This is a genomic window from Brevibacillus sp. AY1 (assembly GCF_029870785.1).
GTDB classification, from domain to species: domain Bacteria; phylum Bacillota; class Bacilli; order Brevibacillales; family Brevibacillaceae; genus Brevibacillus; species Brevibacillus invocatus.
In genome coordinates this window covers 1-19,963 of sequence record NZ_JAFLPN010000006.1, presented here as the reverse complement: position 1 = coordinate 19,963, position 19,963 = coordinate 1, and the positions used below count along the sequence as shown (strand labels likewise).

Sequence of the window (19,963 nt, the reverse complement as noted above, 5' to 3'; positions counted from 1 at the left end):
AACAAGGGTGATCCACTAGCAGTTGCCTGCTGTGGATCACCCTGTCCATGGCGCATCTTTGCTTGGATTACGAAGCTTCAGATACGGTTGTTTTGTTTTCTGTCATGGCTTGCTGCAAATTTTTGTTCCAGTGAACCAGAACGAGATTGAGCACGACCGCTGTCAAGGAACCGGTGACGATTCCGTTTTGCAGCAGCATTTTCATCATGGTAGGCAATTGATCAAACATGCTTGGCACAGCAGCGGAGCCAAGTCCCACCGCGATACTGCATGCAGCGATCAGCAGATTTTCGTTTTGACGCAGATCGACCTGAGACAAAATATTGATCCCGGATGCTACGACCATTCCAAACATGGCGACCATTGCTCCACCCAGCACAGGGTTTGGAATTACTGTCGTCAGCGCAGCCAGCTTTGGCAACAGACCCAATACGATCAAGATTCCCCCTGCTCCGATCATCACGTCGCGGCTTTTGATTCCGCTCAATTGAACCAGACCAACGTTTTGTGAAAAGGCGGTATAAGGAAAAGCGTTGAAGATCCCGCCGAGCACGATCGCTACCCCTTCTCCACGCAAGCCTTTTACGACATCTTGCTTGCTTACTTCCGTATTGGTTGCTTTCCCCAGTGCGAAGTAAACCCCCGTAGACTCCGCCATGCTGATGATATTTACGAGGATCATGGTAATAATGGCCACAATGCTAAACTCAGGTACCCCGAAATAGAAAGGCTCTACGACACTAAACCAGGATGCTTCGCTTACCGTTCCGAAATTGACCATACCCATCATATATCCCACAACCGTACCTGCGACCAATCCGATCAATACCGAAATCGCACGGATAAATCCAGTTGTAAAGCGATTGATCAACAGAATAACGATCAGTGTACCTAACGCTAGCAGCAGATTGCGTGGTTGGCCAAAATCAGCACTGCCTTGTCCACCTGCCACGTTGTTCATCGCAACCGGAATGAGAGAGAGACCGATAATCGTAACCACAGAGCCTTGTACGACTGTCGGGAAGAATTTGAGCAGCTTCCCGAAGAGAGGAGCCGTCAGTACGACGAATATACCAGAGACAATAATCGCACCGTAGGCGGTGGCGAGGTTGCTCGTCGAGGCAATCGCGATAATCGGCCCCACGGCGGTAAATGTACAGCCCAGCACGACCGGAAGACGAATCCCGGTGTAGCGCGTACCAATCACCTGCAAGAGAGTGGCGATACCGCATGTGAACAGGTCAGCCGCAATCAAATAGGCGATCTGGGCAGGTGTCAGATTCAAAGCTCCCCCGATAATCAGGGGCACGACTACTGCACCAGCATACATGGCCAAGACATGCTGCAAGCCTAAGGTAACTACTTTTTGTTTGGATAGCATGACGGTTTGACTCTCTCCTCTTTATCCTACTTATTTTTTATACACGACTCGTAGCAGGCTCGATGAATTCCATATGATTGACGGACATGGACTTGATTCTTGCCAGCGATTCGATCCGAATACCGGTCTGCTCCAGTAATCCGCGTCCTTCCTGAAAGCTTTTCTCAATGACTGCACCGATACCCACGGTATGTGCACCGGATTCCTTGATAATCTGTGTAAGTCCGATGAGCGCTGCACCTGTCGCAAGAAAATCGTCTACGATCAGGACGCGGTCCTCCGCTGACAGATACTGGCGGGAGACACTGATCTGATACGTCTCCTGACGAGTAAAGGAGTGTACAGGAGCGGCGTAAACCTCTTCAGACAAGGTGATCGCCTTTTTCTTTTTTGCATAGATAAACGGTACGCCCAACGCAAATGCGGTTGCCATCGCGAAGTGAATGCCGCTCGCCTCAATCGTCAGCACCTTGGTAATGCCCTCATCTTTGAACAGCTCCGCAAAGGTCTGCCCGATATTCATGGTCAATTGCGGATCAACCTGATGATTCAGAAACGAATCCACTTTCAAGACAGATTCGGATAACACTTTCCCATCACGCATGATACGCTCTTGCAGTTCTTTCATTTCTGTTTGTCCCCCTCCATACTTTCCCTCTTCGCGCAGCTAAACAAATAAAGCCCAGAGCAGACAGGTCACTTGCTGGTTCATACAACCAACACCAAGTGAAACCTGTCCCTCTGGGCTTTTCTCCCTCAGGTGTAGCACAATGAAGTGCCAGCGCCGCTCGGACCAGCTTTTTCCAGACAGCCGTAGAAAACCCAATCAGGCCACAGGAAAAACGGAACCCTAGACGCTCTTTCACTCGTAGTCAGGCGATTTACGGTCACCCGGTAGAAACTGTTGGGCCTTATTCCCAAAATTATACGAGCATGCAGTATGCTTTTTCGATATTGACCAATCTATCATATCTGGCAAAGCAGGAGCAAGCGTTATTTTTTTGAAAAGAAAAGAATCTCACAAAATTTTGGATCAAAAAAAATAATCCCTCGGTCATCCGATCAAACCGAGGGATTTGTTTTCATTTGAACCCTATACTTTTTTCTTCTTCTGACGTTGCCCCATCGAGATTTTCTTCCATTTATCCTTCTCTGCCGCCTGTAGTCTCGCATCTTCCTTGCGAGCCAGGTGGGCAAGCTCTCTTTGCAGCTTGCGATAGCTGTCATAGCGCGCCTGATCCAACGAGCCGTCTGCGAGTGCTGCCTGGATCGCACATCCCGGTTCGCGCAGATGCTGACAATCATGGAATCGGCAGTCTTCCGCCATCGACTCAATATCGTCAAAGGTCCCGCGAAAGCCTTCGTCTGCTTCCCACAGCTGCAGCTCTCTCATACCCGGTGTGTCAATCATCAACCCACCACTCGGCAAAAGAAACAGCTCCCGATGTGTCGTCGTATGACGTCCACGATCGTCTCCCTCACGCACGCCGCTGACTCGCTGCATCTCGACGCCACTCAGTTTGTTGATCAAGGTGGATTTCCCTACACCGGAGGAACCGAGCAAGGCAATCGTCTTGCCCACACCCAGGTACGGGGAGAGTTGATCCAAACCTTCTCCTTGCTCTGCACTCACTACATGTACGGGTACGCCAATCGCAACGGATTCTACCTCGTTCAGACGTGCATCCAGATCATCGCACAAATCCGCTTTGCTCAGCACGATGACAGGCGTGGCGCCACTTTCCCAAGCCAGGATCAGATAGCGCTCCATTCTGCGCAGATTGAAGTCATTGTTCAAGGCATTCACGAGAAATACTGTATCGACGTTCGTCGCCACGATCTGCTCTTCCACTGTCGATCCTGCTACTTTGCGAGAGAACTTGGATTTGCGCGGAAGCAGAGCGTGGATCGTCGCTTTCTTTTCTTCCGCCCGCGGGCTGATCACCACCCAGTCTCCGACAGCCGGGTAATCCTCACGCCCCGTTGCCTCATAGCGCAGTTTTCCTGTCACTTCACCCAGAAGCTCACCGTACTCGCTTTGAAGACGGTACACACGTTTATGTTCCAGCGTAATGCGTCCCACGCTGTAGCCTTGTTCGGCGTAAGGGGCAAAATGCTCTGCAAAAAAAGCATTCCAGCCCATTTTTTGTAAAATAGCTTGATCTTGTTTTCCTTGTTGATTCTGATTCACCTACGGATTCCCCCTGCAAATGGTTTGTACATAACATGCCTAAAACCAGTCACAGTAGAATCCTCATCTGGTAAACGGTATGTGGTTCGTTTAAAAGGAGGATTCCTGTGACCCGACTTCTGCGATCTCAACAATGCTCGTTTTTACCATAAAACATCTCTCCTTTTTTACCTCCATACCATGTCCCGATTGGTGGTCTGGATGTTTTCTACCCAATTATTGTAACATGGGGACTGCGAAATGCAACAGGATCAGTCGCCCCCGCCGCCTCCGCCATCCCCTGCGGAACCGTACCTTCTTCTTTTCTTGCCTTTTTTGCCAGCATTCATCAACACAATCATGAAGACAAACACAAAAATGATTCCTACCACGAGCAGCTCCATTCATCCGCCTCCTTTCGTCGCCTGATTTTAGCTTGAATTTACCGCTTGCGCAACGCACGCCCAAATACCATCAAGATCGGCATGAACAGGACTGCCGCTACGATCAGCGAAGCCCGAATCGAATAACGGCTCCCGACCCAGCCGACAAAGGGACCACCTGCTGTTTGTCCCAAGGCATCGGTCTGACCCATCATGGAGAGGATGGTCGCCCTTACCTTGCCTTCGATGTTCAAGTTGAGCCAGGTATCATAGAGAGGCTCGATCAGTGTTCCCAGCATTCCGATCAGCAGCAGGGAGACAAGAGCCCAGGTAAAGCTGGGTGAAAAAGCAAACGCCAAAATGGCAGCGATCCGAAGCCCTGTCAGGACAAACATGCCGTTTAGTACGACACGCTCGTTGTTCATATCCAATCGCCGTTCAGTCAATCGAACGACAAAGATACTGAGAAATGTAGAAACGGCCGCGATCAACCCGAACCACATCGCCAGCGATAGGTTGGAATCCGGTATTCCGACCTCCAAGATCAGATGTGCTTCGCGAAGTCTGTCATACCCTTCTGAAGCAGCACCGCTGAATAAAGTAACCAGCAAAATCATCAACAGCACCGGTTGTCTACGAATGACTTTGGCTCCATGTAGCCATGTCGATTTCATCTCGTGCCAATGCGTTGTTCCCTCCACACGCTCTGGTCGGACAAAGCGCTGCTCCTGCATGAAAACAAGCAGGAAAACCCCCAACACCAGGTAGAGAAAGCCTCCGATCATATAGGGCAAATGGGTTCCGAGTGTGGATAGAGCCACACTCAGCGCAATACCCGCTAGCGTCCCCATCAAGGAATAGCGCTTCGCCTTCAAAAACAGATTGCCCATTTGGCTGGCGCCGACTTCATCCACAATCCAAGCCGTATCTGCACCACTGATCAGGGTGTAGCCGATGCCGCATACGAACTGACTGATCAGCACCCAAACGAATACTGTGACGAGCGGAATGAGCCCATCTAGTGATGGAATAAAGCCTTGCAGGACAAATCCACTGCCGAGCACAAACATTCCGGCAATGACGGAAAGCCTGCGACTATAGGTGTCTGCCACCACACCAGTGATTCCTTCAAAAATCAAAACGGTCAACTCCAGCACCATCCCGACGATCAACAGCTCCAGCGGGTTCAGCCCCAGTGTCGCTATGTAGAAAATGGCATACGTCGTAAACATGGTGCTATTGGCAAAGGACTGGATAAACGACATGATCCTATATAGATGTGACGCGTGTAACTTCATTTAACTGTGTCCACCCTTCCGGCAGACAACACGTCACGGTTCACTTGCGTATTCAGTTGTCCACGACCCTAGAAAAGCAAATGCGCACGTGTCGTTCTACCGATTGTTTTTTACTCCGTTTTGTACGTTTTGAACAGCATGAGAAAATGTTTGCATGCAAGTACACCTCCAAATTGAATTAACTTTATTATAACGGAATTGAAATAATTGGATACAGTGAAAAAACATGATCTCATTCTCCACAAAGGTCATGCCAAACCTTTTCTTGAATTGCCTGCGAGCCGTTGAAACATCTACGCCCATCGCTGCAAAGTCTTTCTCCGTCCATCGTTTCTCAGGTTCGGCTTCCACTGCATCGACCAGCTTCTGGACAAGTTCAGATACTTGATTGGGATGAGAGAGAGGACGACATCTCTTGCACGGTCGAAACGACGCCAGCAGTGCTTGCTCTGCCGTTTCAAAAAACTCGCAGTTCTCAAGCTTAGGCTTTCTCGCAGGGCAGGTCGGTCGACAGAAGACCCCCGTTGTTTTAACCCCGACATAAAATACACCTTCGTACTCGGTGTTTTTATCGAGAAGTGATTGATAATAGTGTTCTTTCATTACCGAGTCCATCCATTTCCTCCTCGCCTACTGCCTCTATATGCATGAAAACCATGTGACAAAATGGACGTGACCGAAAATCAGGCATGAATATTTTTTTTCGAAAAAAAGAACGTACCTTCTCGATTAGAAAAGTACGTTCTTCTGATGACTATTTTGTCGCGCTTTCTTGATGCTTAATGACTTTTAACAGGCTCGCAATCGTGGAAGCATGCATCGCTTCGTGAACGAAGGCAAAGTTGCACAGCTCAGCTTTTTGCTCAAATTGCAACGGCCCCATCGTAATCGGAGAGTTCAAAGCTCCTTCCAACGCCTCAGGAGCGACTTCGGACAAGTGGTTCAACTGTGATGTCAGGTATTGCAGCAGCTCTTCCTTCGATGGCGGGGCATCTGTCCAATCCGCAGGTTTTGTTCCCATCTTGTAAAGTCCTGGATAGCCTTCCGGCAATTCGATGGTATCGATCCCACACAGAGACAAGAAGGTATTCAGCGAGACGATAATATGACCCACGTTCCAGTTGACCGTGTTGTTGAAGGGGACTGGTTGAACGTTAAAATACTCTTCAGGTAAGGATTGCAGCTGGTGCACCAAAATTTTTCGAATGGATTTTCCCGAGTTTAAAATGGCCGTGGACATTCTAACATTCCTCCATTTATATAGAAAATACACACATTTCCATTGTACACCATTTGCCTATCCTTCCGGAGTAAATCTTCTAGGCTTTTTTACGGAAAAAGCTAATGATGGAAAGCAGCAAAGCCAGACCAGAGAGAACCAAGGGCAGGCTGTTTCCGTCGCTGCCAGTTCCTTCGCTTCCTGCTGCAGGAGCTGCTGTTTCTGCCCCATGCGAGTGACCATGTCCGTCACCTGCTCCTGCCCCTTCTTTGATAGTCGTCACGGATGCAGGGGTTTTCGAATCCTGCTCTCCTGTCCACTCCACGACTTCTCCATCCGTATACGTCTGGTAAGCTTTCCAAGCAACCTCACCCGCTTCTTTCGGGTTGGCGCCGACAAAGGCAAACTCCATGAATTCGTGAGCTTTGATACCGCCATCTGTCGCGGTCCAGATCAAAGCCGTATTTCGTCCCTCAGCGTCCTTTTCGAATTCATAGCTCCAGCCCGGCACTGGCTGTACGGTGCTTACCTTCACGCCTGACGGGAACTCCAGCTTTACCTTGACTGTATTGACGTCTTTTTCCACCGGGACACGCACCGTATATTTCTCATAGGCCCCAGTCGTCGTCTCTTTGGGATACACATTTACATGCGCTTGTGCAGCTGAGCTCAGTGTCAAAATCGCTCCTGCTACAAGCAGACTACTCATCCATTTTGTCGTTTTCATACCTACGTCCTCCTCTATTATGTTCCGGGATATTGCGTGTGGCTCATCCACAATCCAGCCAGCATTGCCACGATTCCCAACATCAATTCCCAACGCAACAAACTAGCCTGCAAAGTATTCTGCTGGCGCCAGTACCTGTTTTGTCTAAATGCGATTCCGAGCATGAGCAAGAAAGACGCTAGTTTGACATACAGCAGGTAGTTCCAGGTCATGGAGCTCTCCAAGAGACTTCCCACATCTGTCTGTACGGCCAGCATCAGAGCTCCGGTCAGTACAGCAAGGATTGCGGCAATAGCCACCATTCGCAAGAAGAAACGTTTGAAAACCGGGTTCCCTTGTTCAACCTGTCTGGATGTGAGCAGCAGATAGAAAAGCGCTCCAAGCCACAGGGCGACCGTACCTACATGCAAGAGCCGCAGGGCAAGAGACAGCCACACTGGTGAAATCCCCCATGCATGTCCGCCAAAAGCCTGTGTGCTGATCAGCAGTGCCCAAATGAACAGATACCAGCCTGTGACCATGCCAGGAATCACGAGCAGCAGCAGCCATAAGAGCGAGATCAGCAGCATGATGGCAAAGGGTGATTGGAGCAATACCCCCCAATTGCCTTGCAGCAGGATCGTGGTAAGAGACACAGCCGGCAGCGACTCGTCGTAGAGAAACCAAAGAAAAAACAATCCGATCACCATGAGGAACCACCCGATTTGCCTGCCCATCCCCAATACTTGTGTAAAGGAAGGCAATCCGAAGCGTTGTGCCCGCCAGGCGACGAAGTACATGCCGCCTCCCAGAAGAAGGAGTCCTTGGGTCAGGTGGCGATATACGATTAAATAGGTCGAATCACTTTGTCTTTGTTCCGGCATGACTGCTGTGGCACTTTTTTGACCAATCGAAAACGACAGCCTTTCCTCCACCGGGTGTCCATCCTCCGAGACCACAGCTACGATCGCGTTGTAGGTTCCCTGCGCAAGCTCTGGCAGTCGCACATTCACCCTGGAAGCATCCCCTGGCTGAAGGGTAGGCTGTTCCAGCCTGACCTCGATTCCATTCCAGTCATACAGTCGAATGGATACCAGGTCCGGCTCCAGGGTTTCGGTAAATTGAAAGGAGAGCTGACCGGGGTTTGTTTTCAGCACCTCTCCCTCCTGCGGCGTGCTGCCCATCAGGCCGGCGTGCGCTTGTACGGATGCCATCCCGCCTAAGCTGAACACGAGCATCAGCATAATCCACAAGGAGAACAGATAACGTTTCATACCTATCACCTTCCACTTTCGTATTCATAACACTACCAGAAGGATGGCGTGTACCATATGGCTCATCCGGGCTATTTCTCGTGTCGATATTTTGTAAAAAAAAAGCCAGGACCGGATCTTTCCAGTCATGGCTTTGATTTTGCGATTTGGCTTATCGTCCACTCTTCATTTCTGTCCAGTAGCGATCGTATTCTTGCAGCGTTTCACCCACATCTACCAGCCACTCAGCGCGAGCGATGTCTGCTGGGTCGAGGAAGATCATTTTATTCGAACGATACTCTTCACTATGCAGCGGATACGCCTGTTCGTTCGGGTTGCTGTAGCCGATCGATTCGTAGTTCTTCACGCTTACTTCCGGATCCATCAGGTAGTTGATGAATTTCTCTGCCAATTCCTTGTTTTTAGCCCCTTTTGGAATCGCCATCGTATCTGCCCAGATGGTAGCCCCTTCTTTCGGGATCACATAATCGACATTGGCATTCTCAGCCTGGATATACGCTGCGTCACCAGACCATACAGAGCCGATCCACGCTTCCTCAGCGATCATTTTTTGCTTGATATTATCGGTATCAAAAGCGATGACATTCGGCACAAGCGTCTTCATATCTGCAAACGCAGTTTCAAGCTCAGTCTTGTTGGTAGAGCTGTTGGAAAAACCGTTCTTGATCAAAGCCATACCCATGACTTCACGCGGGTCGTTCAACAAAATCACACGGCCTTTGTACTCGTCCTTCCACAGGTCATTCCAGCTAGTTGGCTGTTCTTTTACGTAGTTTTTGTTATACGCGATCCCTGTAATGCCCCATGTGTACACAATGGAGTATTTGTTGCCTGGATCAAAAGGAGGTGTCTGGAATGTCGAGACGATGTTCTTCAGGTTCGGAACATTCTCCTTGTTGATCTCTTCCAAAAGTCCAAGCTCGATCATGGTCGCAACCATGTAGTCCGATGGCTGGATCAGGTCATAGCCCGATGCGCCCGCCTGGATTTTTGCCAGCATCTCTTCGTTGCTGCCGTACACATCGTAGTTTACCTTGACGTTGAATTTTTGCTCAAAATCAGCAATCACATCGGGATCAAAGTTGTCAGCCCAGCTGTAGATGTTGAGAACCTGAGCGTCTCCTCCCGATGACGAAGAACAGCCCACGGCCGTGAATGCAAGTGCGGCGCTCAATACGCCAACCATCAATGATTTGAAACGTTTCAATCTTTTCATCCTCCTATCAATAGGTAATTGTCTTTGAATCCTTGCGTCTGAAAAGCTCTGCCACGATCACGAGTAGTACGGTACTGACGATCAGCAGCGTCGAGAGTGCATTGACCTCTGGTGATACGCCTCGTTTCACGAGTCCGTAAATGTACAAAGGCAAGGTCGTGGAATTGGGACCTGCTACGAAAAACGAGATGATAAAATCATCCAAGGAAAGCGTAAAGGCCATCAAAAACCCTGCAACAATCCCTGGCATGATCAAAGGCAGGATCACGTACCGCATCGTCTGCCAAGGGGTTGCACCCAAATCCTGCGCGGCTTCCTCCAGCTCCTTGCCCATATCGGCCAGTCTCGCGGAGATGATGACCATGACGAACGGAATACTGAAGGTCGTATGCGCCATGATCAACGTCGCTTTACCCAAATCCATTTTCATTTGACTGAACAAAACGAGCAAAGCCAATCCCAGCATGATCTCCGGAATGACAATCGGCAAATAAATCAAGCCGTTGACTACATTTCGCCAGCGCAAGGAATAGTGCTTGATCCCGATGGACGCTGCTGTACCTAACACTGTAGCCAGTATACTGCTGATCAAACCAATCGTCAGACTGTTCGTGAGTGCTTGCATGACTTGTCTGTTTTCAAACAAAGAGATGTACCATTTCCAGGTAAAGCCGTTCCACACCGCATTGATCCGCGATTCATTGAACGAATAAAGAATCAGGATTGCGATCGGCAGGTAGAGGAAGACGATCATCAGCCAGGAAAATCCCGTCAACGCATTATTGCGCTTTTTCATGCTGATCCCTCCTTGGCTTCACCAGCTTGCGTAGCCTTGAAGTAAAGAAGAATCAGCAGCATGGACAACAGCATCAGGACGATGGACAAAGCCGATCCGAATGGCCAGTCACGCGCCGAGAGGAATTGGTTTTGAATGACATTCCCAATCAAAGCTGACTTCGCACCACCCATGACGTCCGGTACAACGAACATGCCGATCGAGGATACGAAGACCAGGATGGAACCCGTCACCACACCCGTCTTGGTCATGGGAAGTGTGACATGCCAGAACGCCTTCAGCGGTGTGGCACCGAGATCGTATGCTGCTTCCAGCTTCCGGTGATCCATCTGCTCCAGGGAAACGTAGATGGGCAGAACCATGAAAGGCAGCAGCGTGTACACCATCCCGACGAGTACAGAGCCTGAATTGTAAAGAAGCGTCAGCGGTTCGTCGATGATGCCCAGCCATTGCAGGAGCGTATTCACGACCCCCTGTGAACGCAGGATGATCACCCACGCATAGGAACGAACCAGAAAGTTGATCCAGAAAGGAATCATCACGAGAAGCAGCCAGATTTGCTGCTTGGATTTATCCAGCCTGGAGATGTAGTACGCCAATGGATAGCCACACAGGATCGAAAATACTGTCGTAAGAACTGCGACGACCAGCGTATCCCAAAAAATCAGTCCGTACAAAGGGTCGAAGATGCGAATGTAGTTGTCAATCGTAAACTGATAGACAACTTGCCCGTACGTGCCTCTCGTTAGGAACGAGAGAACCAGCATCAGGATCATCGGCAAGACGAAGAGCGCCCCCATCCACACGAGTGTCGGAAGCGCGAGTAGTTTGATACGCTTTGTCTTCAACAAGAAAGCACCACCTCGTCCGTCTGTGACCAACCAATCGCCACTTGATGATCCACCTGCCAGTCGAAGCCTTCATTGGCATATTGATGGGCCAACACGCTCATTTCTGTTCCATCCAAGCGAATGTAAATCTTTCGCAGATTTCCAAGAAATACGACATCTGTGATTCTGCCAGTCTTCTTGTGCTTGTCGGATTCCGTATCAATCGGATACAGCTTCACCTTTTCAGGGCGCACAGCCGTACAGGAGCCTTCTGCTTTAAAGATGTTGTTTTCCCCAATAAAGGTAGCAACAAACAACGTCTGTGGTCGGTTGTAGATCTCAGCAGGCGAAGCGATCTGTTCAATCCGTCCTTTGTTCATGACGGCAATCCGGTCAGACATCGCCATGGCTTCTTCCTGGTCATGCGTTACATAAATGAAGGTAATGCCCAGGTTTTTTTGCAAATTCTTCAGCTCCAGCTGCAAGCTTTTGCGCAACTGATAATCGAGCGCACCCAATGGTTCGTCCAGCAGCAGAACCTTCGGGTTGTTAATAATTGCCCGGGCAATCGCTACGCGCTGCTGTTGACCGCCAGAAAGCTGCTTCGGCGTACGTTTTCTCAGCTCGGTCAATTGAACGTACTGCAACACTTCTTCCAGTCGCCGCTTCTGCTCTGCGCCGTCCACTTTCTTCATTTTCAAGCCAAACAGGATGTTCTGTTCGACTGTCATATGAGGAAAGAGAGCGTATTGCTGAAACACCATGTTCATATCCCGCTGATAAGCTGGGACATGCGCTAGTGGTTTGCCATCCAGATAGATTTCACCGGAGGTCGGTTCTTCAAAGCCCGCAATCATCCGCAGCAAGGTAGTCTTGCCGCAACCGCTGGGACCTAGCAATGTCAAAAACTCCCCTTCTTCTATTGAAAGAGAAAAAGGGGGAACGACGACAGAACCAGCAAACTGTTTTTCGATTGTATCCAAATGTATGATTGTTTTCATCTTGTCATCTCACCATATGTAGAAATACTCATCCTAATCTAGGTAAATATATCGTGTATGATTCGTTTTGTAAACAGTTTCAGGACAGGTCCGTTTATTTTTTTCCTTTCTATAACTATGTCCTGAACGCCTTGCAATCATTCTGTCAGCGAGCGATCTCTACCTTCTGATCAAAAGAGAAAGAAAGTGCCAGCTCAGATTCGGGCTGACACTTTCCCTTTTACTTCACGTTAACGTTGATCTTTGTGCTCTTTCCACCATAGTAAGCTGTGAGGGTTGTACGACCTTTCTTGAGAGCAGTCACTTCGCCATCCTCTACCTTGGCGATCTCCACGTCTGCGATCTCCCAAGCTACGTCTTCCTCTACGATTTCGTCGTAGTCTTTCTCATACTCCGCAATCAATTCCAGTAATTTGGACTCACATCTATTAGAAAACTTGGCTACGGCCAAGCTTTTGGCGGAGCCTTAGTTGCACTTATACTATCTTCCGCTAATCTTTTTAGCGCTTTAGCGCACTTAAACTTTCCGATAGTACAAAAAAAGCCCCGCAAGTAGAATACACTACTCGCGAGACTTAGTCTGACATCATTTTTTATTTTTTTGTCACCAGTTCCAGCGCTACCGGAATATTGCTCTCCACTTGCTCGCCTTTCGCCACTTTCACAGCGGTTTGCAAAGCGGTTTCACCGATAGCAGCAGGCTTTTGCGCAACGGTGGCTGCCATTTTTCCATCTTCAACGGATTTTACCGCATCATCGGTCGCGTCAAAGCCTACGACCAGAATGTCTTTGCCTTGTGCTTCAACCGCTTGCAGAGCACCCAGTGCCATCTCGTCATTGTGCGCAAAGATCGCTTGGATGTCCTTGTTTCCTTGCAGGATGTTCTCCATGACAGTCAGCCCTTTTGCACGGTCGAAATCAGCAGGCTGGGAAGCAACTACATTCACGCCTTCCTTGTTGTCTACCGCGTCGTGGAAGCCTTGACCTCGATCGCGTGCAGCGGAGGTTCCGGCAATGCCTTGCAGCTCGACGATGTTCCCTTTGCCACCCAGCTTCTCCAGAATGAAATCTCCCGCCATCTTACCACCAGCGGTATTATCGGAAGCGATGTGGGACACAACTTGACCCCCTTCAGCAGCGCGGTCGACCGTAATCACCGGAATGTTCGCTGCATTCGCTGCTTCGACTGCTGTCACGATCGCAGCACTGTCCGTCGGGTTGATCATCAAGACGCTCACTTTTTTCTGGATCAAATCTTCTACGCCGCTGATTTGCTTCGCTGTATCATCCTGTGCATCTACGACAAGAAGTTCTACACCAGCATCCTTCGCCGCTTTTTCGGCCCCTTCCTTGAGAGAAACAAAGAATGGGTTGTTGAGAGTAGAAACGGCCAAGCCGATGGTTACTTTTCCATCCGTAGTGCCTGTATTTCCGGTCGATTGCCCCGGTGTATTGTTCTCCAGATTAGACGAAGTGGAGCAGCCTGCCAAAACGCCCAAAACCATTGTTGATGCGAGTGCCATTTTCAAAAACTTTTTCATGAAAACCATCCCTCCTGCTTAACATGCTATTTATTTCTTTGATTTAGATCGGTCGAGCAATACTGCCAAGAGAATGACTGCCCCTTTGACTACCGACTGGTAGAAGGAAGAGACGTTCAGCAGATTGAGACCGTTATCTAACACACCGATGATCATCGCACCGATCAAGGTTCCGACGATCCACCCATTGCCCCCAGACAAGCTGGTTCCACCCAGCACGACCGCAGCAATGGCATCCAGCTCATAGGATGTACCAGCTGTCGGCTGTGCCGAATTGAGGCGGGACGTGAGAATGATCCCACTGATTGCAGCGAATAGTCCGCTGATCGCATAGACCTTTACTTTTACCTTCGTCGTACTGATTCCAGACAGTCTGGTCGCTTCTTCATTGCTGCCAAGTGCGTACACATGGCGTCCAAACGTAGTATGACGAAGAATAAAGTAGAGGATGGCAAAGGAAATCAGCATCCAGATGACAGGCATCGGGATTTCCAGGAAAAATCCTTTTCCCAACAAGGCAAAGTCAGGATTGAGACCGGTGATCGGCCTTCCTTCTGTATAGACCAAAGTCAAACCGCGAAAAATCGTCATCGTAGCCAATGTCGCAATAAACGGAGCCACTTTCCCTTTGGAAATGATCACTCCGTTGATTGCCCCCATCGCTGCTCCAGCCAATAGACCGATCAGTACGGCAAGCGTCGTATCCATTCCACCCGCCATCAGACCAGCTGTAAGTGCGCTGGAGAGTGCCAGAATGGAGCCGACAGACAAGTCGATTCCGCCTGTCAGAATGACAAACGTCATCCCAAACGCGATCAGGGCATTGATCGAAATCTGACGCAAAACGTTGAAGATATTGCTCACCGTAAGAAAGTCGGTGGTAATCACGGATAGGACAATGATGATCAAGGCCAGCCCCAAAAGGGGACCCATTTTTTTCAAAAAGTTAAACGGCATGGCTCTTCCCTCCCGTTGCGGCATGCATGATTCGTTCTTGTGTTGCCTCTTCTCGGCTAAATTCGCCAGTGATGCGCCCTTCATGCATGACCAGGATCCGATCGCTCATTCCAAGGACCTCTGGCAGCTCCGATGAGATCATCAGGATGGCTACCCCAGCTTGGGCGAGGCGGTTCATGATATCGTAAATTTCTTTCTTCGCGCCAATATCCACACCACGTGTCGGTTCATCCAGAATCAGGATTTTCGGCTCGGTCGCCAGCCATTTGCCGATAACGACTTTTTGCTGGTTGCCGCCCGAGAGAGATCCGACGATCTGCTCGCCGCCTGCCGTCTTGATAAACAGCCGCTTGATGGCATCGTTGCTCAAGTCCAGCTCCTGCTTCGGCTTCATGACGCCAAAGGACGAGACTTTTTCCAGATTGGGCAATGAGATGTTCTCCCGTACCGGAAGCGACAGAACCAGGCCTTCCTCTTTACGGTCCTCCGTGACCAGGGCAATCCCAGCGTGTATCGCTTCGATGGGACGCGTGATGCGCACAGGCTGGTGATCCACGAAAATCTGGCCTTCATGCACATGCTCCAGACCAAAAATGGCTTTGGCCATCTCGGTCCTTCCAGCACCCATCAGTCCTGCCACTCCTACAATCTCGCCGCTTCGGACAGAAAAGCTGACCTTCTCCAGCTTTCCTTTGACACTGAGATTCTCCACGCGCAGACGTACATCTCCCCATTCGATCTGCTCTTTGGGAAAGCGATCTGTAATCTCGCGACCAACCATCATTTTCACCAGCTCATCCATGTTCGTCTGTGGGGTCTCGACTGTCCCTACGTATTGACCGTCTCGCAGTACCGTAATCCTGTCGCTTACCTGAAAAATCTCTTCCATCCGGTGCGAGATGTAGATCATGCCGACGCCTTTTTTCTTCAGGGAATTGATCACCTGAAACAAGGCTTCAATTTCTCGGTTGGTTAGTGCTGCTGTCGGTTCGTCCAGGACGAGAATGTCGGCTTGCATGGACAAGGCCTTCGCGATTTCAATCATCTGCTGCTGGCCAACAGACAAATCTCCAACCAACGTATCCGGCGAAAGCTTGATATCCAGCTGATCCAGCCAGTGCTTGGCTTCCTCTCTCATCTTGTTCCAATTGACAAACCCCGTGATTCCGTAGGTAAACTCACGCCCCAGGAAAATATTTTCCATGACGGACAAATGCGAGATGAGATTGAGCTCCTGGTGAATGATCCCGATTCCCAGACTGCTGGCAATATCCGGCGTCATTTTTTCCTGCTCGGTTCCCTTGACGATGATCGTCCCGGAATCCCGCTCATAAATGCCCCCGAGGATTTTCATCAGCGTGGATTTCCCAGCGCCATTCTCCCCCATCAGGGCCACCAGCTCGCCACTGTTCAGATTCAGTTGGACATTGTCCACCACCTTGACTCCCGGAAAAGACTTGCTGATGTTCTTCATCTCCAACAAATAACCCGACATGCATTCTCCCTCCCTTCTCCTTAGATCCAGTTAAAACGTAACACCGGATTGCAGGATCACATTGGCGTATGGGCTACATTCCCCTGTGCGGATAATCGCTTTTGCCTTTTTGGTCAGATCCTTGAAGGATTCGTGACTGACCGATTCCCATTGGACATCCGGCAGTGTTTCTTTCAGCTGATCGAGCAATGGCGGTTGAGCCACAGCCAGTTCATCCGCGACAATCGCTTTTTCCACCTGCATTTCCAGCAATACGGCCTCCACAACATCAGCAAAGGAGGGGAGCCCCGGTACAACTGCCAGGTCGATGCGTGTCACAAAATCGGGAATGGGCAGACCTGCGTCACAGATGACGATCTGGTCCGTGTGCCCGAGTTGGCTGATAACTGCTGATAGTTCACTGTTTAAAATGCCCAATTTCTTCATATCGACAACCCCTTATTCTCTGTTGAACTCCTCGACCTGTGTCAGGGTAGGCATACCTGCTTGTGCACCCAATCTGGTGACAGCCAGCGCCGCTACTTTGGTGGCAAAAGCGACGGAATCTGCAACACTGCAGCCTGTCGCATACGCATAGGAAAAGCCCGCGTTGAAGGAATCTCCTGCCCCAGTCGTATCCACGACCTGTACCGAATGGCTGGGAACAAATCCGGCTCCATCCGACTCTGACAGATAGGCTGCTCCTTTGGCTCCCAAGGTCGTGACGACGGTTTGGACCCCTTTGTTCAGTAGGGAACGCATGGCAGACTCTATATCGTGCCCCGCCTCTACTCCCGCTAGCAAGAACAGCTCCGATTCGTTCGGAATCAGCACATCGACGTTTTGCAGCAGTTCGTCTGGCAAGGGTCGGGCAGGTGCAGGGTTCAGAACGACGGTTTTGCCCAAGCGCTTCGCTGTCTTGGCTGCAGAAACGACCGTCTCCAGCGGAATTTCCAGCTGCAAAAGCACCAGATCAGCGTCGGCTATCCGATCTTCCTGGGTAGTCAGGTCCTGCGGCAAACAAGCCTCATTGGCTCCTGCCACGACGATGATCTGGTTGTCTCCTTGCGCCAAAACAATCGATGCCACTCCCGTAGGGCTATCGCTCACCGTCTTTACTGCCTCTGTATCAATCCCTTCATGACGCATGGCTAGAATCAGCTCTTGACCAAAGGCATCGTTGCCCACAGCGCCGATCATCGTTGTCTTCGCTCCAAGTCGTGCAGAGGCAACCGCCTGATTGGCTCCTTTTCCACCGGGGATAAAATGAACCTGCTTGCCCATGACGGTTTCTCCGAGCATAGGCGGACGATCTGCTTCTACCACGATATCCATGTTCAAGCTGCCAATGATGGCAATGTGCGGCTTTTGACTCATGCGTCTCTCCCTTTCTCTATGGCCTGTCTGTTGGCTTGCGTGCAGTCGAATCTCGCTCGATGAGCGTAACCTCCAGCTCATACAGCTTGGGCTGTACGACTCCTGACTGAATGGCTTCAAACAACACCTCTGCTGCCAGCTTACCCATGTCATAGTTTGGCTGGGCAATGGTAGACAGCTCCGGCTGCGTGATTTCTGTCAGACTAATGCCGTCAAAACCGATCAAGGCCACATCATCCGGAACTCGAATCCCCAATTGGTGCAAGCCCTTCAGCGCACCGACAGCCATGAGGTCATTTCCACAAAAAATACCATCTATATCAGGATGCTTTTCCATCAAATCCTTGACTGCTCGAAGGCCACCATCCATATGAAAGTGACCAGGCAGCATCAAGCTAGGCGTATACCAAGGAGCATGCTTCACGGAATCTTCATACCCCTGTAGCCGTTCCCTTGCTGTAATCATCTCTTGCGGTCCGTACAGATGAGCGATTTTCTTGCAGCCTTTATCCAACAGATGGCGGACAGCCAGTTTTGCTCCCTCGTAGTTGCGTGCGCGAATGACACTGTAGGATTGGCTCGTCAACGCACGGTCCAGGACGACTAAGGGAATCTTGTTTTTCCGCATCTGCTCTACGTCCACTTCGCTCAACGTACTAGAAGCGAAGATCATGCCATCGACGTATTTTTTTCGCAGCATCTCTATATAGCCCTTTTCCTTCTGTCCATGATCGTCCGAATTACACAAAATCACCGTGTAACCGTGCCTTTGGGCAACGTCCTCCACTCCCCTGGCGATAACGGGAAAAAAAGGGTTGGAAATATCAGGCAAGATTAACGCTATTGTTCCCGTCTCTTTCCCAGCTAATCCCCTTGCAACAGTGCTGGGCTCGTACTGGAGCTGCTCAATCGCCTTTACCACCTTTTGTTCGGTGTCCTTGTTTACATAGCTGTTTTTATTGAGCACCCGCGAGACTGTTGCTACGGATACTCCCGCCAATTTGGCGACATCTCGAATCGTTGGCATGATCATATCTCCGAATAATAATGTGTAACCGGTTACACATAAATTAAAAAAATAAGATAATTAGCTAATTTAATTATCTGTAACCGGTTTCATATTTGTGTGATTAATATACTCCTGAATCCGTTTTCTTGTCAACCCAAAATTCTAGAAGAATGTATAGTAGACCTTATGACAGCTTATACCGGAATATTCTTCCTTGTTGGTTAAAAGAAAAACGTTATCGACCGTGCTTTTGTGTAGGAGAAAAAACAGGGAAACCCGCGTCCATAGCAGCCGTTTCAAGTTGCATCTCATGGGTGGACGCTAAAGGCAGGTTTCTCTTTTTTTACTCCGCTTCGGATGGAAGCAGGAGAAAAAAGCGAAGTTCTTTGGGGTGCCCACCGCTACTGCTAGATCAACGTGTCCTATATTCACAAAAATAATAAGAGGACAGCCTCTTGGCTATCCCCCCAAAAAACAGAGCAAAAGATTCCCTTGCTCAAAGCAAATATTGCAAGACAATGCAGATGTAGACTGAATAATATCGTGCTAAATTGGCACAGGCGTTAAACTTTACTGGCAAGATTGTTGAGAAGTGAACCTATTAAACACAAGCTCAATTATGTTAAATAGCTTTAACGGTCTTTGTCTTCTGTGAGCATCTGGACTATAAGAGTAGATGCAATTAACGATAACAACCAAGCGATTGAATCAACAAAATCAACGATACCTTTTCTAGAGATTGCATCAATTAGGTTATAAATAATGACTGTCAAGATTAGCACTGCGAGTAATTTTAAAAGACTAACGGGAAGCATGCTCTAGCCCTCCTGTATGGAAATTATATCCAGTAAATTCTAAATGATTTGATTAGGATGGACAACTAGAGGTTGCTCAGGATTTTACAAAATGCTCAATTTGATAAATGGATATGGTCTTTGGTTCCCTGAAATTTTAGATATGCGGAAATAAGGTACGTAACGCAGGAAATCGCAAACCATTTTACATCTGATGCAATAAACAGATAAGTACTGAACGGTAACGACCAAATAAAAGGTACCAAGATTATCGGTGCGGCTACGAAGGACGTAACTAAAGCGCAAATGGCAGGAAGCATGATCAGCAAAAATAGCAAGAAGTCGAGGCCTTTAAAGGATTCACCAAAAATATAGTCATAGCAAACAATTAATGACATCAATGATCCAATCAGGCCAATCAATAAACCTCCAACGGAGAACCAATTCTTATACATCGTATCAATCCTCCCACTATAAATTAATGTTTTCTCGCGTTTGCTCACTCATTCTTAGATTTTCAACCATCAACATTCCAGA

The 19,963-nt window shown here is 49.2% G+C and carries 20 protein-coding genes, 1 pseudogene and 1 riboswitch; all 21 genes and pseudogenes read right to left on the bottom strand.

From position 1 onward, the window contains the following. Positions 1 to 67: 67 nt before the first annotated feature. The gene (locus JZI27_RS07795; RefSeq protein WP_280207214.1) at positions 68 to 1,381 is read right to left on the bottom strand and encodes a nucleobase:cation symporter-2 family protein; all 1,314 of its coding nucleotides are present in this window, start codon (positions 1,379 to 1,381) and stop codon (positions 68 to 70) included. 37 nt (positions 1,382 to 1,418) lie between these two features. Continuing rightward, positions 1,419 to 2,009 carry a xanthine phosphoribosyltransferase gene (locus JZI27_RS07790; protein WP_122908753.1) on the bottom strand — a complete coding sequence of 197 codons (591 nt, stop codon included), beginning with the start codon at positions 2,007 to 2,009 and terminating at the stop codon, positions 1,419 to 1,421. 221 nt (positions 2,010 to 2,230) lie between these two features. Continuing rightward, a riboswitch (purine riboswitch) is annotated at positions 2,231 to 2,332 on the bottom strand. Positions 2,333 to 2,474: 142 nt separating this feature from the next. After that, the gene (gene rsgA, locus JZI27_RS07785; RefSeq protein WP_280207293.1) at positions 2,475 to 3,524 is read right to left on the bottom strand and encodes a ribosome small subunit-dependent GTPase A; all 1,050 of its coding nucleotides are present in this window, start codon (positions 3,522 to 3,524) and stop codon (positions 2,475 to 2,477) included. Positions 3,525 to 3,823: 299 nt separating this feature from the next. After that, a complete protein-coding gene (locus tag JZI27_RS07780; RefSeq protein ID WP_276531824.1) occupies positions 3,824 to 3,955 on the bottom strand; it encodes a hypothetical protein in 132 nt (43 codons plus the stop codon). Between the two features lie 38 nt (positions 3,956 to 3,993). Beyond that, complete coding sequence (locus JZI27_RS07775) at positions 3,994 to 5,232, bottom strand: MFS transporter (RefSeq protein WP_280207213.1); 1,239 nt, start codon at positions 5,230 to 5,232, stop codon at positions 3,994 to 3,996. Between the two features lie 237 nt (positions 5,233 to 5,469). Next, positions 5,470 to 5,847: pseudogene (locus tag JZI27_RS07770) on the bottom strand (bifunctional transcriptional activator/DNA repair enzyme AdaA); the annotation flags it as partial. Positions 5,848 to 5,986: 139 nt separating this feature from the next. Continuing rightward, a complete protein-coding gene (locus JZI27_RS07765; RefSeq protein ID WP_251244375.1) occupies positions 5,987 to 6,472 on the bottom strand; it encodes a DinB family protein in 486 nt (161 codons plus the stop codon). A gap of 79 nt (positions 6,473 to 6,551) precedes the next feature. Further along, positions 6,552 to 7,178: a YcnI family copper-binding membrane protein gene (locus tag JZI27_RS07760; protein WP_251244374.1), complete on the bottom strand. Its 627-nt coding sequence runs from the start codon at positions 7,176 to 7,178 to the stop codon at positions 6,552 to 6,554. 17 nt (positions 7,179 to 7,195) lie between these two features. Beyond that, positions 7,196 to 8,431 carry a copper resistance CopC/CopD family protein gene (locus tag JZI27_RS07755; RefSeq protein ID WP_280207212.1) on the bottom strand — a complete coding sequence of 412 codons (1,236 nt, stop codon included), beginning with the start codon at positions 8,429 to 8,431 and terminating at the stop codon, positions 7,196 to 7,198. 151 nt (positions 8,432 to 8,582) lie between these two features. After that, a complete protein-coding gene (locus JZI27_RS07750; protein ID WP_276531825.1) occupies positions 8,583 to 9,638 on the bottom strand; it encodes an ABC transporter substrate-binding protein in 1,056 nt (351 codons plus the stop codon). A 16-nt stretch (positions 9,639 to 9,654) separates the two neighbouring features. Next, complete coding sequence (locus JZI27_RS07745; RefSeq protein WP_122908760.1) at positions 9,655 to 10,443, bottom strand: ABC transporter permease; 789 nt, start codon at positions 10,441 to 10,443, stop codon at positions 9,655 to 9,657. Next, complete coding sequence (locus tag JZI27_RS07740; RefSeq protein WP_251244405.1) at positions 10,440 to 11,243, bottom strand: ABC transporter permease; 804 nt, start codon at positions 11,241 to 11,243, stop codon at positions 10,440 to 10,442. Before JZI27_RS07740 ends, JZI27_RS07745 begins: the two co-directional genes overlap by 4 nt. Positions 11,244 to 11,287: 44 nt before the next feature. Then, the gene (locus JZI27_RS07735; protein ID WP_122908762.1) at positions 11,288 to 12,274 is read right to left on the bottom strand and encodes an ABC transporter ATP-binding protein; all 987 of its coding nucleotides are present in this window, start codon (positions 12,272 to 12,274) and stop codon (positions 11,288 to 11,290) included. A gap of 220 nt (positions 12,275 to 12,494) precedes the next feature. Further along, positions 12,495 to 12,725, bottom strand: coding sequence for an Ig-like domain-containing protein (locus tag JZI27_RS07730; protein WP_280207211.1), 231 nt, complete (start codon positions 12,723 to 12,725; stop codon positions 12,495 to 12,497). Between the two features lie 142 nt (positions 12,726 to 12,867). Continuing rightward, positions 12,868 to 13,815, bottom strand: coding sequence for a ribose ABC transporter substrate-binding protein RbsB (gene rbsB / locus JZI27_RS07725; RefSeq protein WP_122908764.1), 948 nt, complete (start codon positions 13,813 to 13,815; stop codon positions 12,868 to 12,870). Between the two features lie 30 nt (positions 13,816 to 13,845). Continuing rightward, positions 13,846 to 14,772 carry an ABC transporter permease gene (locus tag JZI27_RS07720; protein WP_276330103.1) on the bottom strand — a complete coding sequence of 309 codons (927 nt, stop codon included), beginning with the start codon at positions 14,770 to 14,772 and terminating at the stop codon, positions 13,846 to 13,848. Next, positions 14,762 to 16,267, bottom strand: coding sequence for a sugar ABC transporter ATP-binding protein (locus JZI27_RS07715; RefSeq protein WP_280207210.1), 1,506 nt, complete (start codon positions 16,265 to 16,267; stop codon positions 14,762 to 14,764). Before JZI27_RS07715 ends, JZI27_RS07720 begins: the two co-directional genes overlap by 11 nt. Before the next feature lie 30 nt (positions 16,268 to 16,297). Further along, positions 16,298 to 16,693: a D-ribose pyranase gene (rbsD, locus tag JZI27_RS07710; protein WP_122908767.1), complete on the bottom strand. Its 396-nt coding sequence runs from the start codon at positions 16,691 to 16,693 to the stop codon at positions 16,298 to 16,300. A gap of 12 nt (positions 16,694 to 16,705) precedes the next feature. Then, positions 16,706 to 17,623 carry a ribokinase gene (gene rbsK, locus JZI27_RS07705; RefSeq protein ID WP_122908768.1) on the bottom strand — a complete coding sequence of 306 codons (918 nt, stop codon included), beginning with the start codon at positions 17,621 to 17,623 and terminating at the stop codon, positions 16,706 to 16,708. A gap of 16 nt (positions 17,624 to 17,639) precedes the next feature. Further along, complete coding sequence (locus tag JZI27_RS07700) at positions 17,640 to 18,650, bottom strand: LacI family DNA-binding transcriptional regulator (RefSeq protein ID WP_280207209.1); 1,011 nt, start codon at positions 18,648 to 18,650, stop codon at positions 17,640 to 17,642. 892 nt (positions 18,651 to 19,542) lie between these two features. Next, complete coding sequence (locus JZI27_RS07695) at positions 19,543 to 19,881, bottom strand: hypothetical protein (protein WP_251244368.1); 339 nt, start codon at positions 19,879 to 19,881, stop codon at positions 19,543 to 19,545. Between the last annotated feature and the right edge of the window lie 82 nt (positions 19,882 to 19,963).

Coding starts and splice junctions, on each gene's coding strand:
- JZI27_RS07795 (WP_280207214.1), bottom strand. CDS start 1,381: ATGCTATCCAAACAAAAAGTAGTTACCTTAGGCTTGCAGCATGTCTTG.
- JZI27_RS07790 (WP_122908753.1), bottom strand. CDS start 2,009: ATGAAAGAACTGCAAGAGCGTATCATGCGTGATGGGAAAGTGTTATCC.
- rsgA (WP_280207293.1), bottom strand. CDS start 3,524: ATGGGCTGGAATGCTTTTTTTGCAGAGCATTTTGCCCCTTACGCCGAA.
- JZI27_RS07780 (WP_276531824.1), bottom strand. CDS start 3,955: ATGGAGCTGCTCGTGGTAGGAATCATTTTTGTGTTTGTCTTCATGATT.
- JZI27_RS07775 (WP_280207213.1), bottom strand. CDS start 5,232: ATGAAGTTACACGCGTCACATCTATATAGGATCATGTCGTTTATCCAG.
- JZI27_RS07765 (WP_251244375.1), bottom strand. CDS start 6,472: ATGTCCACGGCCATTTTAAACTCGGGAAAATCCATTCGAAAAATTTTG.
- JZI27_RS07760 (WP_251244374.1), bottom strand. CDS start 7,178: ATGAAAACGACAAAATGGATGAGTAGTCTGCTTGTAGCAGGAGCGATT.
- JZI27_RS07755 (WP_280207212.1), bottom strand. CDS start 8,431: ATGAAACGTTATCTGTTCTCCTTGTGGATTATGCTGATGCTCGTGTTC.
- JZI27_RS07745 (WP_122908760.1), bottom strand. CDS start 10,443: ATGAAAAAGCGCAATAATGCGTTGACGGGATTTTCCTGGCTGATGATC.
- JZI27_RS07740 (WP_251244405.1), bottom strand. CDS start 11,243: ATGGGGGCGCTCTTCGTCTTGCCGATGATCCTGATGCTGGTTCTCTCG.
- JZI27_RS07735 (WP_122908762.1), bottom strand. CDS start 12,274: ATGAAAACAATCATACATTTGGATACAATCGAAAAACAGTTTGCTGGT.
- rbsB (WP_122908764.1), bottom strand. CDS start 13,815: ATGAAAAAGTTTTTGAAAATGGCACTCGCATCAACAATGGTTTTGGGC.
- JZI27_RS07720 (WP_276330103.1), bottom strand. CDS start 14,772: ATGCCGTTTAACTTTTTGAAAAAAATGGGTCCCCTTTTGGGGCTGGCC.
- JZI27_RS07715 (WP_280207210.1), bottom strand. CDS start 16,267: ATGTCGGGTTATTTGTTGGAGATGAAGAACATCAGCAAGTCTTTTCCG.
- rbsD (WP_122908767.1), bottom strand. CDS start 16,693: ATGAAGAAATTGGGCATTTTAAACAGTGAACTATCAGCAGTTATCAGC.
- rbsK (WP_122908768.1), bottom strand. CDS start 17,623: ATGAGTCAAAAGCCGCACATTGCCATCATTGGCAGCTTGAACATGGAT.
- JZI27_RS07700 (WP_280207209.1), bottom strand. CDS start 18,650: ATGCCAACGATTCGAGATGTCGCCAAATTGGCGGGAGTATCCGTAGCA.
- JZI27_RS07695 (WP_251244368.1), bottom strand. CDS start 19,881: ATGTATAAGAATTGGTTCTCCGTTGGAGGTTTATTGATTGGCCTGATT.